Source organism: Pantoea sp. ME81, assembly GCF_903970985.1.
GTDB classification, from domain to species: domain Bacteria; phylum Pseudomonadota; class Gammaproteobacteria; order Enterobacterales; family Enterobacteriaceae; genus Pantoea; species Pantoea communis.
The window spans coordinates 24,066-38,697 of sequence record NZ_CAJCKS010000039.1 but is presented as its reverse complement, the minus strand read 5'-3'; the positions used below and the strand labels follow the sequence as shown (position 1 = coordinate 38,697).

Genomic DNA, 14,632 nt, shown 5'->3' with positions numbered 1-14,632 from the left:
CCGGCGGTGCTATCACCTTGCCATCTTTGGCTAGCCGATAGACATGCACCACATCGCCATCGTAGGAGGCGCCCAGCAGGAATCGCCCCTGTTTATCGGTGCTGATATAAGGATAACTGGCCGTGGCAGGCACTGCCTCTCTGTGATTAAGGTCGCCCGTCGCGCGATCGATGTGCCAGCTCACCAGTTGCAGTGGTTTACTGCGAATGGCCGCGTATAAATGCTGGTGGTCGGCACTCAATGCCAGCGGCATCACTTTTCCGCCTGCCTGAGTGCGACCTAGCAGTTGCAATGCGCCGGATTGTTCATCCAGTATGTAGCGCGCGATGGTGCCATCATCGGCTTCTGAGACGTAAACAAAAGTTTTTGCCAGCAATGGTGCGCTGAGCGCCATCGCCGTAAGTAATGTGGCTATCTGAAAGGTTTTCTTCATTTAACTTCCTCAGCGAACCAGGGCCGGACGTTTGGCGTCAAAACGCCAGTTATCAATCAAAAACTGCATGCCCAATGCATCGTTGCGGTTCTTATCGGGCAGTGCGTTATAGAGCGCATGCGCCTGCTCGACGCGTTCCATATTCAGTTCGATACCCAATCCTGGCCCCGGCGGCAGCTCCAGGTAGCCGTCACGTATTTGCGGTGGCTGGTGGCTGAGTGGCTGGCCATCCTGCCATATCCAGTGCGTATCGAAGGCGGTTTGACGATCGCCGGGCGCTGCGGCACCAAGATGGGCCACCATCGCCAGTGAAACATCAAAGTGATTATTGGAGTGGCAACCGGTGGTAAGGCCCCATTCATTACACAGCTGCGCGACAACGTTGGCGTTGCGCATCGTCCAGAAATGGGGATCGGCAAGCGGGATGTCGATAGCGTTGAGCTGCAGAGCATGCTGCAACTGCCGCCAGTCATTGGCGATCATATTGGTGGCCACCGGCACGCCAGTGGCGCGACGGAACTCGGCCAGGGTCTCGCGCCCGGAATAACCCTGTTCTGCGCCACAAGGATCTTCCAGGTATGGCACTTTGCCTGCCAGCTGTTTACCAAAGCGAATGGCTTCATCCAGCGACCAACTGGCATTGGGGTCGACGGTGACGCGAGATTGTGGAAACCGCGACAGCAAGGCTTCCACGGTTTCGACTTCCTGCTCGCCATGCAAGACGCCGCCCTTTAGCTTGAAGTCCCGAAAACCGTATTGTTCTACTGCGGCTTCTGCGAGGCGCACCACTGCTGCACTGTCCATTGCCGGTTGGTGGCGTTGCCTGAACCAGCCATCCGCTTCGTTATCACCCGAACGGTAGTCCATATTCGTGCGTTTTCTGTCAGCGACATAAAACAGATATCCCAACACCGGAATACGCTCACGCTGTTTACCGCTGGCAAGCAGGTCCGCTACCGGCAGATCGAGGAATTTCCCCTGCAGATCGAGCAACGCAGCCTCAATAGCCGCCGCCGCGTTGTAAAACTTCTCTGGATTCATCTGCGGAATATGAATGTCATTGGTGTGCGAGGTGTGTTGCTGCCGCGCGTCGCTGGCGAACAGTTGGCTCAACGTGGCGTTAGCACGCATCAGTGAGCTACCGATAATCAGCGGGCGAAAATGTTCCAGCAGTTGCAACGTTGAAGCGTGGCACGGCGTTTCCCCCACGCCGCTGTTGCCTGCTGAATCGGTAAGGATCACCAGAATGCGCGTGAAATAGCAGTTATGCGCCCCGCCGATGTTCAGCAGCATGCTGTCGTATCCGGCAACCGGAACGATACGCATCGATTTAATGACTGGTGTGTCGGACATGGTTTCTCTCCGTGTGACCGAATGTAGGGGGAACAGGTTTGCGTCGCAGCAGCAGCCAGACACCGGTGATGACCGACACGCTGGTCAGCGCATACAGCCCGCCGGTGGTGCTGCCGGTATGAAGTTCAAGATAGCCAAACACGGTGGGTGCAAAGAACCCGCCGAGGTTGCCGATGGAGTTGATGAGGGCAATGCCAGGCGCGGCGATTGAAGCAGGTAATTCGCTTTGCGGCATTGGCCAGAAGAATGCCGCGCTGACTTTCGAGCCAATGCAAGCGACGATCATCGCGACAAAGCCAAACCAGGGTGTCCCGGTGGTGGCCATAAAGGTGCCGCACGCGGCAATCAGCATCGCAAGACCCAGCCCTTTATCCAGCTTATCGCGGTAGCGGTCGGTGGTTTTACCCAGCAGGAACAAGGCAACAATGGCACATAACCACGGAACGGCGGTCAGCAAACCTATTTCAAAGCTGTTGTAACCCTGAATACGCTGGATGATTTGCGGCAGCCAGAAGACCAGGGTGTAACCGGTCATGGTCATGGTGAAAAAAATCAGACAATAGAACAGTAAGCTGCGATCGCGCAATAAACCCCAGCGGCCGTGCTCTTTAGCATGTACGTCACGAGCTGCATCCTCTAACGCTAACTGTGCTTGCAACGCACGTTGTTCTGCTGGGTTAAGCCATTTGGCATCCTGCGGTTTAGAGACCAGCACTAGCGCGGCCAGCAAACCAATCACAATCGATCCGCCCCCTTCCAGGAACATCACCCATTTCCACCCGGCCAGCCCGTTCACCTCATGCAGCATCAGAATCGCGCCGGTTAAGGGGCCGGAAAACAGAAAGGCGCTGGCGGTGGCACTCAGCACCATCGCGGTGGCACGACCGCGCCATGCGTTCGGCACCCATTGGCGAAAGTAGAATAAGACACCAGGGAAAAATCCCGCCTCTGCCACACCCAATAAGAAGCGCAGGACATAGAAATGCAGCGGCGTGCTCACAAAACCGGTTAACACCACCACGATGCCCCAGGTAATCATGATGCGCGTCAGCCACACGCGTGCCCCGAGTTTTTTCAACATCATATTGCTGGGCACTTCGAACAGCGCGTAACCAATAAAGAACAATCCTGCGCCCAGACCAAAGGCTGCGGCACTGATCCCCGCATCCGTCTGTAATTCGGCTTTGACGAATCCAATGTTGGCTCGGTCAATCTGGTTAACAATCAGCATCAGCGCCAGCATCGGGATGATGCGACGGAAAAACTTAGCGATTGCGGAGGCGATATGCGCGTCGTGATCTGCTGCTAAATCATAAGATTGTTGAACCGTCATGCGTCACCTATTGGGTTAATTGCACCGCTATAGGTATACGCAGTCGATTAAAGAGCGGTTATGTGAGAATGCCCGAGACCGATTGTGCAGATGTTGAAGGGGCTTTTATGTTCAATGCGTTAGCGGTTTTCCCAGCGTAAAGTTTTGTGTGGGTTTGTGCGCTGGCTCACTGGGAAGATGGTTTCTACTACACTTGCCTGATTCAAATGAGTAAAGAGGTTTAGATGACGCAATCCCCTGACAGCAATCAAACCTGGCTACTGGCATCGCGCCCCGATGGCGAACCGGTTAAAGAGAATTTCCGGCTTGTTGAACAACCTATTCCCTCTATCAAAACGGGTGAAATGCTGCTCCGCACGGCTTACCTCTCACTCGATCCTTATATGCGCGGGCGCATGGATGACAGTAAATCCTATGCGCCTCCGGCACAACTCGATCAGCCAATGGTTGGCGGTACGGTTTCACAGGTGGTTGAATCGCAGCATCCCGATTTTAAAACCGGTGACTGGGTACTGGCAGGCAGCGGATGGCAACGTTATGCCGTCTCGGATGGCACTGGCGTAGCGAAAATCGGCGATCTGCCCCATCCATCCTGGGCGCTGGGCATTCTGGGGATGCCCGGCTTCACCGCTTACATGGGCCTGATGGACATTGGGCAGCCAAAAGCGGGCGAAACCCTGGTGGTCGCCGCCGCGACGGGCCCGGTGGGAGCCACCGTCGGGCAACTGGGTAAGCTAAAAGGCTGTCATGTGGTTGGCGTTGCCGGTGGTGAAGAGAAATGCCGCTACGCGATTGAAAAACTCGGGTTCTCAGCCTGTCTCGATCACTATCGTGAGGATTTTGCTGAACAGTTGGCGAACGCCTGCCCGGACGGGATCGATATCTATTTCGAGAACGTTGGTGGCAAAGTGTTTGATGCCGTGTTCCCGCTGTTGAACACCGCCGCTCGCGTACCGGTTTGTGGACTGGTCTCAACCTATAACAGTGGCAAAACCCTACCCGCTGGCCCTGACCGTACGCCACAAATCCTGAGTGGGATATTGAAGCGCCGAATCCGTATGCAGGGATTTATTATTTTCCAGGATTACGGTGATCGATATCCAGAATTCCTGCAGGCGATGATGCCGTTGGTTGAACAGCAGAAAATTCACTATCGTGAACACATGATCGATGGATTAGAAAATGCACCACAGGCGTTCTTCGATATGTTGAAGGGTAATAACTTTGGTAAAACCGTGGTCAAAGTAGCTGAAGAAGAGTGATAAGGGCCGGTTATTCTTAACATTAAATAACCGGCTAAATAACAGCGTTATCTCTGTTTGGCCTGCGGCAGCAAGAGTTCCGTCAAAATTTTATTACGCTGTTTTTTGGTCAGCCAAAACATGCGTGGAACCCACGCCGGACGCGGCTGCGCGGCATAGAAATGCTGCATTTCATCTAACCAGGTTGCGTTGTTCATTGTTCCCTCCTTTGTTAAAAAAAGTATGGAGGGAAAAACCGGAACAAATAGTGAGAGGATTATAAAATTTGTTCCGGGTTTAAACAGTCATGGCAAATCCAGGGAAAATTTAACGCCCTTTCTTTTTACGACCAGGTTGAGCAAAGCGCTGACGTCCTGCCGGTTTGGCCGCAGCTTTCTCGGGGATCTTTGCACCGTTCGATGCGACTTTTTTCGCCGCTGCTGCCGGTTTCTTTTTCGCCTGGCTTTGCTGCGTTTTTTTGTCTTCGGATGAAGAATCCTCGATCAAGTTAAACAACTCAATCAATTCGTCATCAGTAAAATCACGCCATTCGCCCAGCGGGATGCCTTTCAGACTGACATTCATGATACGCGTACGTTCAAGCTTGGTGACTTCGAAGCCAAAATGCTTGGTCATTCGGCGAATCTGGCGGTTAAGACCCTGAACCAGGATGATACGAAACACAAAGGTCGACTCTTTCTTCACTTTGCATTTTTTGGTCACAGTACCCAGCATCGGCACACCCGCCGCCATCCCGGCAATAAACTCGTCGGTGATGGGCTTATCTACGGTCACCACGTACTCTTTCTCGTGGTTGTTACCGGCGCGCAGGATCTTATTGACCAGGTCACCGTGGTTGGTGAGGAAAATCAGACCCTGTGAGTCTTTATCCAGACGGCCGATCGGGAACACGCGTTTACTGTGGTTAACAAAATCACCGATGTTATCGCGTTCACCCTCTTCCATAGTGGTAATAATGCCCACCGGCTTGTTGAGCGCAATCAGCACTAAATCTTCTTCGTTACGCGGCTCGATCAACTGCCCATTCACTTTCACTTCATCCCCGGCAAAGACCTGTGCGCCAACGATCGCGCGCTTGCCGTTAATAAAAACGTTGCCTTGCTCTATGTAACGATCGGCATCACGTCGTGAGCAGATTCCGCTCTCGCTAATGTATTTGTTCAGGCGCGTGGATGAGTTGGGCAGCATGGTTCCTCCGAAAAAAAACGGACTATACAACAACCTTAGACGTTGTGTAAGACACGGTTAAACATCATTGTTCCAGCTTGTAACCTCATCACCGTTTGGTAACAGCACACTAACATTGTGGTTGTTCCTCAGGAATCGATCAGCGACAATCGCCATCCATCGCGTTTTCTTATGACAGAGTATGACCTTCATGACACACCTGCGTCGCGCCAGCTGGATAACATCGCTGCGGACTTTCCTTGCCCGTCTTTGGCCGCATCCGTTACCGGTCGCCAAAAAACAGAGAGTGATGGCCAGCATCGGTGCGGGCCTCGGCCTGATGATCACCAGCCTGACCAGCCATTGGCTGCTTGGTGAGGTCAACTTATGGTTTGTGGCACCGATGGGGGCGTCTGCAGTGCTGCTTTTCGGCTTACCGAATAGTCCGTTGGCGCAACCCTGGTCGATTGTTGGCGGAAATCTGGTCGCAGGCGTGATAGGCGTGACAACCGCGATGTATGTGCCCTATCCCGCAGTCGCTTGCGGCATTGCGGCTTGTCTCGCCATTGCCGTGATGTTTCAGCTGCGCTGCTTGCATCCTCCCAGCGGGGCGGTGGCGCTGACAGCAATTCTGGGCGGCAGTGGCGTTCAGCAATTGGGATATCAGTTTATTCTCTCTCCCGTGCTGCTAAATTCCGTGTGTCTTGCTGTACTGGCAATCATTTTTAATAATCTTGCGGGTCGCCGTTATCCGCATCCGCTGGCTGCAAACGAACCTAAAACGAATTCAGTGGCGCTTGAAGTGCCAATTACTCGCGATGATCTGCATCAGGCACTTGAGAACGGTCAGCTTCTCGACATTGACGAGGATGATTTGCAGCAGTTGTTACAGCGCGCTGAAGAGATTGCCCGTCGTCGGCAACAGTTACCGCCACAGCCCCTGAAGCGCGCCGGTTAAATTGCAGGCGATATGAGCCCCGCCGGCTGACCGCATTAACACAAACCTCGGCTTATCTCCCCGCCGAAGCCGTGAATCCTTACACCATTATCATCCACTTCGACCACCGCAAAGGGTATTTCGCTTGGACCATCGAGCATGCCCTTCATGGTATAAAACCCTGTCTGACCGATGTATGCAGCGTTGCCGCGGTGGTCATGTCCTGAGAAGCAAAAATGTATGTTGTAACTAGAAAGGAGATCCACCAGCACACTGGCGTTCATCAGTATATGCGTGGTGTGAGGCGCCAGCGGGTAATGACCAAACACCCCCACTTTTTCCCCCCGTTGCTGAGCTTCAATCAATTGCTGTTCAATCCAGTTCAGCTGCTGCTGACCGACGGCACCGTTCCATGGCTGAGCCTGCGGCTGTCGCTGCGCCTTTAATTCCGCCTGCAGGTTCTCCGCCTGGTAGTAGTCGTCACCATTCTGCGCGTTGCAGTACAAACTGACATCGTTACCGTCATAAACGATGAACCGCCACCCCGCTAAACGAAACGCGTAATAACTTTTAGGGAGTGCCGCACGATTATTCAGATGCTGAGCAAGGGTTTGCGCATCATGATTCCCCAACACTACCGCATGCGGATGCACCAACTGGTCATACAGCGGCAGAATGGCGGCATAGCTGGCCCAATCGCGGTCAACCAAATCCCCCAGCGTGACAACAAAATCCAGCGGTTGCTGATTCAGGGCTTCAATTGCCTGCGGTAACTTATCAAGTGCATGACGGTAGTAGAGGTTATTGGCGATATCAGCTTCGACATCGGCATACTGCGGATCAGCAATCACACCGAAACGCAGCACGTTATCCATCATTGCAGGACGTAAATCAGGTAAAGCATATAGCTCGGCCACATCGCCGAGGAGTTCGCGCTGCAAGGATGTCAATGGATGCGGATGAGTCACGAAAAACACTCCTTAGCGAATACCAGCACGCATGAACGACTGAATAAACTGACGCTGAAAAATCAGGAACAGCACCAGCAGCGGCATGGTGGTCATCAAAGTTGCGGCACCGATTAGCGCCCACTGTACGCCCTGCTCTGGCGCCGAGAACAATTGCAATCCGACGGTGAGCGGTCTTACGTTGACGGAATCGGTAATCACCAGCGGCCACAGGAAATCATTCCAGTGGAAACTGATCGAGACCAGGGCAAAAGCGATGTAGATCGGTTTCGCCAATGGAATGTAGATTTTGCGCAAGATATAAAACCGACTGGCTCCCTCCACAATCGCCGCTTCTTCCAGCACCAGCGGGATGCTTTTAAACGTCTGACGCAGCAGAAAAATGGCAAAAGCAGAGGCGAAATACGGCAATGCTATTCCCGTTAAGGTATCGCGCAGCCCAAACGCACCGATGGTTTTGTAATTGTTCAAAATCAAAACGTCCGGACTAATCATCAACTGCAGCAGGATCAGCGCGAAAATAACCCCTGAGAATTTCATTTTGAAACGCACCAGCGCATAGGCCGCCATGGTCGCTAAAATCAACTGCACCAGCACAATCATCAGCACCAGCAAGGTGGTATTGAGGAAGTAGCGGGCAAAAGGCGCGGCATGCCAGGCCTTGATGAAATTATCAAAGGTCAGCGGCGAGAAAAGCGAAAAACTGGCCTGATCCGATGCCGGATGGATCGCCACCCAAATTGCCACCATAATCGGCAGCAGCCATAGCAGCGCCGCCAGCCAGATGGTGAGATTCAGACACCAGCCACCCAACGTGTTCGTCTTATTCATTGATAATGGGCTCGCTTGTCCAGCAGCGTAAATTTAATCAGCGCAATCGCCGCCAGAATCACCAGCAATACCACGGTCATCGCCGCGGCAGCAGGCATATCCCAGAAACTGAATGCGGTGCGATAGATATAGAACAGCAGCAGACTACTGCTGTTGTTGGGGCCCCCGTTGGTCATGGCAATCACCTGATCGACAATGCGGAAGGCGTTCATCGAAGCATTGATCAACACAAATAGCGTCGTTGGCATCAACAGCGGCCATTGCACGCGACGGAAAAAGTAACCGCGTGAAGCCCCTTCAATCGCTGCCGCTTCATTGAGGCGGGGATCGATCTGCTGTAAGGCAGCAAGATAGAAGATCATAAAGAAGCCCGCTTCACGCCAGACAGAAACCGCCATCAGACAATAAAGGGACGTGCCCGGCTCACCGAGCCAGTTCACGGCAGGCAGTGAGAACAGCGCCAGCAACTTATTCAACAGCCCCAGCTGCGGAGTGTAGAAAAACAGCCACAAATTAGCGATGGCAATCATGGGGAGCAATGATGGGATAAAAAACGCCGCGCGGACCAGCGAATTCGCTGCCAATCGTCGATTCACGGCCAGCGCCATCATCAAAGCCAGCGTGACGGCCAGCGGAATGGTGATCAGTGCATACAACAAGTTGTTCCAGAGCGACTGGATGAAGATATCGTCATCCAGCAAGGCCATGTAATTATCCAGCCCAACGAAGTGGGCCGGATGATTATTACGGGAAGCGCTGAACAGACTCTCCCAGATCGTCGCCACCGCGGGATAATGCGTAAACAGCAGCAAAAAACTCAGTGCTGGCAAAATCAGCAGGTAACCATAAAGCTGCGTCGACCAGAATGCGGGACGACGCTGCGCCGTACTGGCAATTATCGTGCTCATCGCGCTTCCATTACTGGTAGGACTTCAACAGGCGATCCGCTTGCTTCTGCGCACCTTCAAGTGCTTCTGCCGGGGTTTTTGCCTGGGTCACCGCCGCTTCGACAGCATGGTTCAACGCATCCTGAATCTGTACGCTGTTGTAGGTCGAGAGTTCTGGCTGCGCATACTTCAACTGCTCACGCGCGACCAGCGCCTGAGGGACCTCTTTCACGTAGTCTTTCATCACCGTGGTGTCCCATGCCGCTGGAGATGTCGCCACATAGCCTGTCGCGATACTCCAGCGCGCGGCCTGCTCCGGTGAGGTCACCCAACGGATAAATTCCATCGCGGCTTTTTGCTGCTCGGGTGAGGCATTCTTAAAGACGTAAAGGTTACCGCCGCCGGTTGGGCTGCCACGCTGGGTTTTCTCTGGCAGCATCGCCACACCAAACGGGAATTTGGCGTTATCGCGCACGTTGGTCAGGTTACCGGTGGTGGTGACCATCATGGCGGTTTTACCGCTGATAAAGTCTTGTGGCGTGGTGCCCCAGGCGATGGCGCCTTTTGGTGACACTTCTTCTTTTTGCCCGAGGTCGGTCAGCCATTGCAGTGTTTCAACGTTACCAGGGGTGTTGAAATGTACGGCCGTGCCTTTACCGTTATCCAGACGACCGCCATTGGTGGCAGAGAGTCCCTGGAAGTTCCAGTAACCGTTTGGCGTGGACGGAATCTCGATGCCCCACTGGCTCACGCCGTTAGCATCTTTGATGGTCAGTTTTTTACTGAATTCCACCACCTGCTGCCAGTTGGCTGGCGGTGTGTCGCCATTCAAGCCAGCTTTCTCGAAGGCCTGTTTATTCCAGTACATCACCACGGTTGAACGCTGGAATGGCACGCCCCACACTTTGCCGTCAATGTGACGCAGGAAGGCAGGATAAAAGCCGTCGATCCATTTTTTGCCTTCATCACCTGTTGCCAGATCGCTGGCGGCGACAATCGCGCCCGCATCAATCAGAGAATAAGCCTCAATGTCACCAATGACCGCCAGCTGCGGTGCATTGCCACCCCGGAACGCGGTCAGCGCTTTGGTGACGGTTGTCGCATAGTCACCGGTGTAAACCGGCTGAATGCTCACTTCCGGATGCACTTTTTCGAAATCAGCCACCAGCGCGTCAACGGTGTGGCTGACTTTGCCACCGACCGCAATGGGATAGTACATCTGCAATTTGACCGGATCGGCGGCAAAAGCGGAAACCGTAGTACAAAGCAGTAAAGCAGAGGCCAGACGTGAGTAACGAATCGCAGACATGATTATCCCTTGGGCGAATAACAACGGTTAAACAGCGTATTTTTTCTGTGAAACAAACATCTGTTGCTCGGCAGACACACAGCGCTTGCCGGTCATGGTGGAAAACAGATATTGACGGGTTGCTGACCACTGCAATCCGACCTGGCTATCCTCGACAAAATGCTGCATGCCGGGCACTTTCACGGTGATGGCATCGGCCAGGCCAGCCAGTTGGCACACCAGTAAAGTGTCAGCGCCCATGTATTCGTAGCTGATCACTCTGGCCTTTAAGGCAGCGTGTTCAGGTGAAATCAGCTGAATATCTTCCGCTCGTAAACCGAGACTCAATGCCACCTCATCGCAATGCTCAACCACCGGCGCCGATAAGTGGCTCAGGTAATGACGGTTTTCTTTGTTGTGCAACGGCAGGATATTCATGGGTGGCGCGCCGATAAACTGTGCGGCAAAAACCGTGGCGGGGTTGTTATAGAGATCGTTCGGTGTGCCTTGCTGCTCGATGTGGCCGTCATTCAGCAGAATAATACTGTCCGCCATGCTCATCGCTTCGGTCTGGTCGTGCGTGACATACAGCATGGTGAGCCCCAGCTTCTTCTGTAAGGCACGAATCTCACGGCGCATGCTCTGCCGCAGCTTGGCATCAAGGTTGGACAGGGGCTCATCCATCAGACACAGGTTGTTATTCGCGATAACCGCCCTTCCCAACGCCACACGTTGCTGTTGACCCCCAGACAGTTGCGACGGCAGGCGATCAAGCAACTTATCCAGTTCCATCAGCTTGCTGACGTCATCCAGTCGGCTCGCAAACGTCTGCTTGTCTTCCCCACGCGCTTTTAAGCCAAACAGCAGATTCTCGCGGACATTCAGATGTGGAAAAAGCGCATAGGATTGAAAAACCATCGAGAGTTTGCGCTGCGATGGGGGCAAATGAGTGATATCAGCGTGTTTAAAGTGGATTTCACCGCGGTCGGCAGTTTCCAGCCCGGCAATGGTGCGCAGCAGAGTAGATTTTCCACAACCGGAGGGCCCAAGCAGCGCAACAAAGCTCCCTTCTGCGGCATCAAAGGTAATGTCATTGAGGGCAATTTTTTCCCCCCAGGCTTTAGTGATGTGATGTAGCGAAAGGTGGCTCATGCATCCGCAGTCCTGAAAACAGAATGGCGGTAAGCTAGCTCAGGGGAATGAAGGATTTATGTTACTGGGGTGACGGTTGGGTGACTGGAACAGGCTACCCTGCTGTTATAAGGGAGTGAAAAAACCTGCCGTGCAGTTTATATAAAGTCAAAAGGGCGGCGATAATTGCCGTGCAACTCAAACACAACAAACCAAAACTTCCATCTGGTTTGCTTAATTTGAAATTAACGGCGATAATTGCCGTTATATGACCATTATGCAAACCAAAAGCAATGTTGAACGCTGAAAGTCGTCAAAGGCTGAAACAGATACTTCCTGCGGGATTACTCGCCACTAAACCCTGGTTGGTGACACAGGGTTTAAATCCGCACTTCATTGATAACGCGGTCAAAAGCCAAACCCTGCTGACACTGACCCCTGGGGTGTACGTCCGCGAAACATCGCAGGTTAACTGGAAAGGTGTTGTCACCTCATTGCAAAGAATGAGTCTCTTCCCCGTCTATGTCGGCGGATTGAGCGCACTTGATCTGGAAGGACTCGCACATTATCAATCACGTAGCAAACATATCCACATCGAGCTATACGCAGAAACGGCATTGCCTGCATGGCTGAATAAAATTGACAGCAACATTCATTTTGCATGGCACAGCACCCGCCGGTTATGGCCAGCTTCACTGATGCAGGAAATACGCTATCTTCGTGAAGATAACTGGCGAGAGTCACTTCCGCCCTTGCTCTACTCTACACCCGAAAAAGCGATTCTTGAGGCCCTGGCCGGGGTTCCAACAGCAATGAGCTTTGAACATGCAGATCAACTGATGCAGAGCTTGCCTACTCTATCGCCCAAAAAAGTGGATGCGCTTTTGCGTGCCAGCTCCAGCATCAAGAGCAAACGATTATTTTTATGGCTGTCTCAGCAGCATAATCATGCCTGGTTCAAATACCTTAAGCCGGAAGAATATGATTTAGGTGTGGGTAAACGTGAAATAGCACGTGGCGGCAGATTGGATAAAACATGGAATATTACCGTCCCCAGGGAGTCGAATTAATGGACCGCCAAAGTGTTTATTATCAGCAAGTACAGCTATTGTTACAGGTCCTGCCGATTGTCTCACAGCATGACTGCTTCGCGCTGAAAGGCGGCACGGCAATAAATCTCTTTATTCGTGATTTACCCCGTTTATCCGTCGATATTGATCTGGTTTTTCTGCCGGTGATGGACCGTCAGCAATCGCTCATGACTATCCGCTCAAAGTTGGATCAAATCACAAAGGACATCAGTGCGAGAATAACTGGCAGCAAAGTGATTAAATCTTACGAAGACAAAATGGATGCATTACGACTCACGGTCACACGAAGTGGCATACAGATAAAAATTGAGTTATCTCCCGTGTTGCGTGGCACGGTTTATGAGCCCTCGGTTATCTCAGTGAGTGATTCCGTTGAGGACGAATTTGGTTTCGCAGAAACGTTCGTGGTCGCTTTTGCTGATCTGTATGCAGGGAAAATATGTGCTGCTTTGGATCGTCAACATCCGCGTGATTTGTTTGATGTTAAATTTTTGCTCGATAATGAAGGGCTGACAGAAGAATTGCGCAAAGCACTGCTGGTCTATTTGGTCAGCCACCCTCGCCCATTGTCAGAATTGTTAAGGCCACAGTTAAAAGACATTTCCGGTGTGTATGAGGGTGAATTTCGTAATATGGCGGAGGTTGATGTCCCAAGGAATGAACTGGAAGCAGCTAGAGTTCAATTAATTGAGACAATTAATCGCTCAATTACCGAGCAAGAGCGCCAATTCCTGCTGACATTCAAGGAGGGAACACCAGACTGGGCCCTGTTAGGATTAACAGGTGTTGAGCTGTTACCCGCCGTTCGATGGAAATTACATAATTTATCTAATATGCAGCCATCTAAACACACTGAGGCGCTGGCGAAACTCAAAGAGGTATTGCTAATAACCACTTAGCTAAGCCATGCAGCATGGCTTAGCCACGGAATAGGATTTACTGCGACATACTCAAAATCGTCCGAATATTTTGCGCCGTGGTCGCCACAATGTCGATCGCCCCGGTACGCAGTGCGCCAAGCAGTGCCATCGCTTTGGTATTCTCGGAGGCAATGGCAATCACGCAGGGAATTTTACGTAATTCCTCGATGCTAAGACCAATCACCCGGTCATTCATCACCGTATCCACATGCTGTCCCTGGGCATTGAAGAAGTCATAACCCGCAACATCCCCGGTGACGCCCTGATTCACATGCGCATCGATGATCTCATGCGGCGTAAACCAGCCGAGTTTCACCATATAGCTGTTTTCATTCATATCACCGATGCCCACCAGCGCCACATCCGCTTTACGTGCGCGGTCGAGCGTCTCTTTGATGGTGCCGTTCTGCATAAAGGCATCGCGCAGCGCACGATTCTCGACATAGGCAGGTGCGTACAGGGTTTCACTGATACCGCCAAACTTCTTAGCCAGACGACGGCTGATATGATCGGCGTTAATTGCATCACCAGGACGATGTGTTCCACCAATACCACTGATAAACAGACAGTTACGTGTCGGCACCTGGCCGGGGTAATCGGCGACAGCGGCGACGTTGCGCCCTTGCCCGACAGCGACAATCGCATTGTCTTTTAATGATTGCGCCAGATGGGCTGAAACTAGCGCCGCCACCTGACGACGCTGCTCTTCATCGTCCGGCGAATCCAGTGCAATGAGCGCACGTTGTAGTTGGGGGAAACGGCTTTGCAGCTGCTGTTCAAGGCGCGTACTGAACACCGGATGGTAGCGCACATTAATTTCGACGATGCCCTCTTCACGCGCACGTTTGAGCAGTCGGCCAACTTTAATGCGGGATATCCCAAACTTACGCGCAATCTCCTCCTGGGTGATTTCGTCCTGATAATAGGCCACCGCAATTTCTGTCAGCAGCTCGGAGTCCTGAGAAAGCGTGTTTTTTTCCATCCGTTACCTGTCTTGTATCGTGACACCTGATTTAAGGAGGGTGTTATAT

15 protein-coding genes are annotated in these 14,632 nt (G+C 52.5%); 4 read left to right on the top strand and 11 right to left on the bottom strand.

The window, feature by feature from the left end; translation table 11 throughout:
• From H7A81_RS09785 to H7A81_RS09775, 3 genes are all read right to left on the bottom strand, one after another.
• On the bottom strand, positions 1-433 hold a 433-nt coding region (locus tag H7A81_RS09785; protein ID WP_182057360.1), incomplete at its 3' end, for a beta-propeller fold lactonase family protein.
• 9 nt (positions 434-442) lie between these two features.
• Positions 443-1,786 (bottom strand): enolase C-terminal domain-like protein, encoded by a 1,344-nt coding sequence (locus tag H7A81_RS09780; protein WP_166931088.1) that lies wholly within the window; start codon positions 1,784-1,786, stop codon positions 443-445.
• Positions 1,764-3,119 carry an MFS transporter gene (locus H7A81_RS09775; RefSeq protein WP_182057359.1) on the bottom strand — a complete coding sequence of 452 codons (1,356 nt, stop codon included), beginning with the start codon at positions 3,117-3,119 and terminating at the stop codon, positions 1,764-1,766. The genes H7A81_RS09780 and H7A81_RS09775 overlap by 23 nt, the downstream gene beginning before the upstream one ends.
• A gap of 224 nt (positions 3,120-3,343) precedes the next feature.
• Between H7A81_RS09775 and H7A81_RS09770 the strand changes: the two genes are divergently transcribed.
• Positions 3,344-4,381, top strand: coding sequence for an NADP-dependent oxidoreductase (locus H7A81_RS09770; protein ID WP_182057358.1), 1,038 nt, complete (start codon positions 3,344-3,346; stop codon positions 4,379-4,381).
• Between the two features lie 47 nt (positions 4,382-4,428).
• Here the strand turns inward: H7A81_RS09770 and H7A81_RS09765 are convergent, their stop codons facing one another.
• Together H7A81_RS09765 and rluF are read right to left on the bottom strand one after the other, a co-directional pair.
• Positions 4,429-4,578: a hypothetical protein gene (locus H7A81_RS09765; RefSeq protein WP_160832916.1), complete on the bottom strand. Its 150-nt coding sequence runs from the start codon at positions 4,576-4,578 to the stop codon at positions 4,429-4,431.
• Positions 4,579-4,687: 109 nt separating this feature from the next.
• Complete coding sequence (rluF, locus tag H7A81_RS09760; RefSeq protein ID WP_182057357.1) at positions 4,688-5,569, bottom strand: 23S rRNA pseudouridine(2604) synthase RluF; 882 nt, start codon at positions 5,567-5,569, stop codon at positions 4,688-4,690.
• A 190-nt stretch (positions 5,570-5,759) separates the two neighbouring features.
• Here rluF and H7A81_RS09755 point away from each other — a divergent pair, with 190 nt between their 5' ends.
• Positions 5,760-6,506 (top strand): HPP family protein, encoded by a 747-nt coding sequence (locus H7A81_RS09755; RefSeq protein ID WP_058960568.1) that lies wholly within the window; start codon positions 5,760-5,762, stop codon positions 6,504-6,506.
• A 35-nt stretch (positions 6,507-6,541) separates the two neighbouring features.
• Here the strand turns inward: H7A81_RS09755 and H7A81_RS09750 are convergent, their stop codons facing one another.
• From H7A81_RS09750 to H7A81_RS09730, 5 genes are read right to left on the bottom strand one after another with little or no spacing between them, the layout of a single operon-like run.
• Positions 6,542-7,453 carry a metallophosphoesterase gene (locus H7A81_RS09750; protein ID WP_182057356.1) on the bottom strand — a complete coding sequence of 304 codons (912 nt, stop codon included), beginning with the start codon at positions 7,451-7,453 and terminating at the stop codon, positions 6,542-6,544.
• Positions 7,454-7,465: 12 nt separating this feature from the next.
• Positions 7,466-8,284 (bottom strand): carbohydrate ABC transporter permease, encoded by an 819-nt coding sequence (locus H7A81_RS09745; protein WP_182057355.1) that lies wholly within the window; start codon positions 8,282-8,284, stop codon positions 7,466-7,468.
• Positions 8,281-9,192, bottom strand: a complete 912-nt coding sequence (locus tag H7A81_RS09740) for a carbohydrate ABC transporter permease (RefSeq protein WP_034823561.1) — start codon at positions 9,190-9,192, stop codon at positions 8,281-8,283. Before H7A81_RS09740 ends, H7A81_RS09745 begins: the two co-directional genes overlap by 4 nt.
• A gap of 10 nt (positions 9,193-9,202) precedes the next feature.
• Positions 9,203-10,480 carry an ABC transporter substrate-binding protein gene (locus H7A81_RS09735; protein WP_034823562.1) on the bottom strand — a complete coding sequence of 426 codons (1,278 nt, stop codon included), beginning with the start codon at positions 10,478-10,480 and terminating at the stop codon, positions 9,203-9,205.
• Positions 10,481-10,507: 27 nt separating this feature from the next.
• On the bottom strand, positions 10,508-11,611 hold the full coding sequence (locus H7A81_RS09730; protein ID WP_182057354.1) for an ABC transporter ATP-binding protein: 1,104 nt from the start codon (positions 11,609-11,611) through the stop codon (positions 10,508-10,510).
• A gap of 272 nt (positions 11,612-11,883) precedes the next feature.
• Between H7A81_RS09730 and H7A81_RS09725 the strand changes: the two genes are divergently transcribed.
• Together H7A81_RS09725 and H7A81_RS09720 are read left to right on the top strand one after the other, a co-directional pair.
• Positions 11,884-12,660, top strand: a complete 777-nt coding sequence (locus tag H7A81_RS09725) for a type IV toxin-antitoxin system AbiEi family antitoxin domain-containing protein (RefSeq protein WP_182057353.1) — start codon at positions 11,884-11,886, stop codon at positions 12,658-12,660.
• Positions 12,660-13,580 carry a nucleotidyl transferase AbiEii/AbiGii toxin family protein gene (locus tag H7A81_RS09720; protein WP_182057352.1) on the top strand — a complete coding sequence of 307 codons (921 nt, stop codon included), beginning with the start codon at positions 12,660-12,662 and terminating at the stop codon, positions 13,578-13,580. The genes H7A81_RS09725 and H7A81_RS09720 overlap by 1 nt, the downstream gene beginning before the upstream one ends.
• A 37-nt stretch (positions 13,581-13,617) precedes the next feature.
• On the opposite strand, the gene H7A81_RS09715 is transcribed toward H7A81_RS09720, so the two are convergent.
• Positions 13,618-14,583, bottom strand: a complete 966-nt coding sequence (locus H7A81_RS09715; RefSeq protein WP_160867306.1) for a sugar-binding transcriptional regulator — start codon at positions 14,581-14,583, stop codon at positions 13,618-13,620.
• Between the last annotated feature and the right edge of the window lie 49 nt (positions 14,584-14,632).

Excerpts from the sequence above, each read along its gene's own strand:
- H7A81_RS09780 (WP_166931088.1), bottom strand. The coding sequence starts at position 1,786 with ATGTCCGACACACCAGTCATTAAATCGATGCGTATCGTTCCGGTTGCC.
- H7A81_RS09775 (WP_182057359.1), bottom strand. The coding sequence starts at position 3,119 with ATGACGGTTCAACAATCTTATGATTTAGCAGCAGATCACGACGCGCAT.
- H7A81_RS09770 (WP_182057358.1), top strand. The coding sequence starts at position 3,344 with ATGACGCAATCCCCTGACAGCAATCAAACCTGGCTACTGGCATCGCGC.
- H7A81_RS09765 (WP_160832916.1), bottom strand. The coding sequence starts at position 4,578 with ATGAACAACGCAACCTGGTTAGATGAAATGCAGCATTTCTATGCCGCG.
- rluF (WP_182057357.1), bottom strand. The coding sequence starts at position 5,569 with ATGCTGCCCAACTCATCCACGCGCCTGAACAAATACATTAGCGAGAGC.
- H7A81_RS09755 (WP_058960568.1), top strand. The coding sequence starts at position 5,760 with ATGACACACCTGCGTCGCGCCAGCTGGATAACATCGCTGCGGACTTTC.
- H7A81_RS09745 (WP_182057355.1), bottom strand. The coding sequence starts at position 8,284 with ATGAATAAGACGAACACGTTGGGTGGCTGGTGTCTGAATCTCACCATC.
- H7A81_RS09740 (WP_034823561.1), bottom strand. The coding sequence starts at position 9,192 with ATGAGCACGATAATTGCCAGTACGGCGCAGCGTCGTCCCGCATTCTGG.
- H7A81_RS09735 (WP_034823562.1), bottom strand. The coding sequence starts at position 10,480 with ATGTCTGCGATTCGTTACTCACGTCTGGCCTCTGCTTTACTGCTTTGT.
- H7A81_RS09730 (WP_182057354.1), bottom strand. The coding sequence starts at position 11,611 with ATGAGCCACCTTTCGCTACATCACATCACTAAAGCCTGGGGGGAAAAA.
- H7A81_RS09725 (WP_182057353.1), top strand. The coding sequence starts at position 11,884 with ATGTTGAACGCTGAAAGTCGTCAAAGGCTGAAACAGATACTTCCTGCG.
- H7A81_RS09720 (WP_182057352.1), top strand. The coding sequence starts at position 12,660 with ATGGACCGCCAAAGTGTTTATTATCAGCAAGTACAGCTATTGTTACAG.
- H7A81_RS09715 (WP_160867306.1), bottom strand. The coding sequence starts at position 14,583 with ATGGAAAAAAACACGCTTTCTCAGGACTCCGAGCTGCTGACAGAAATT.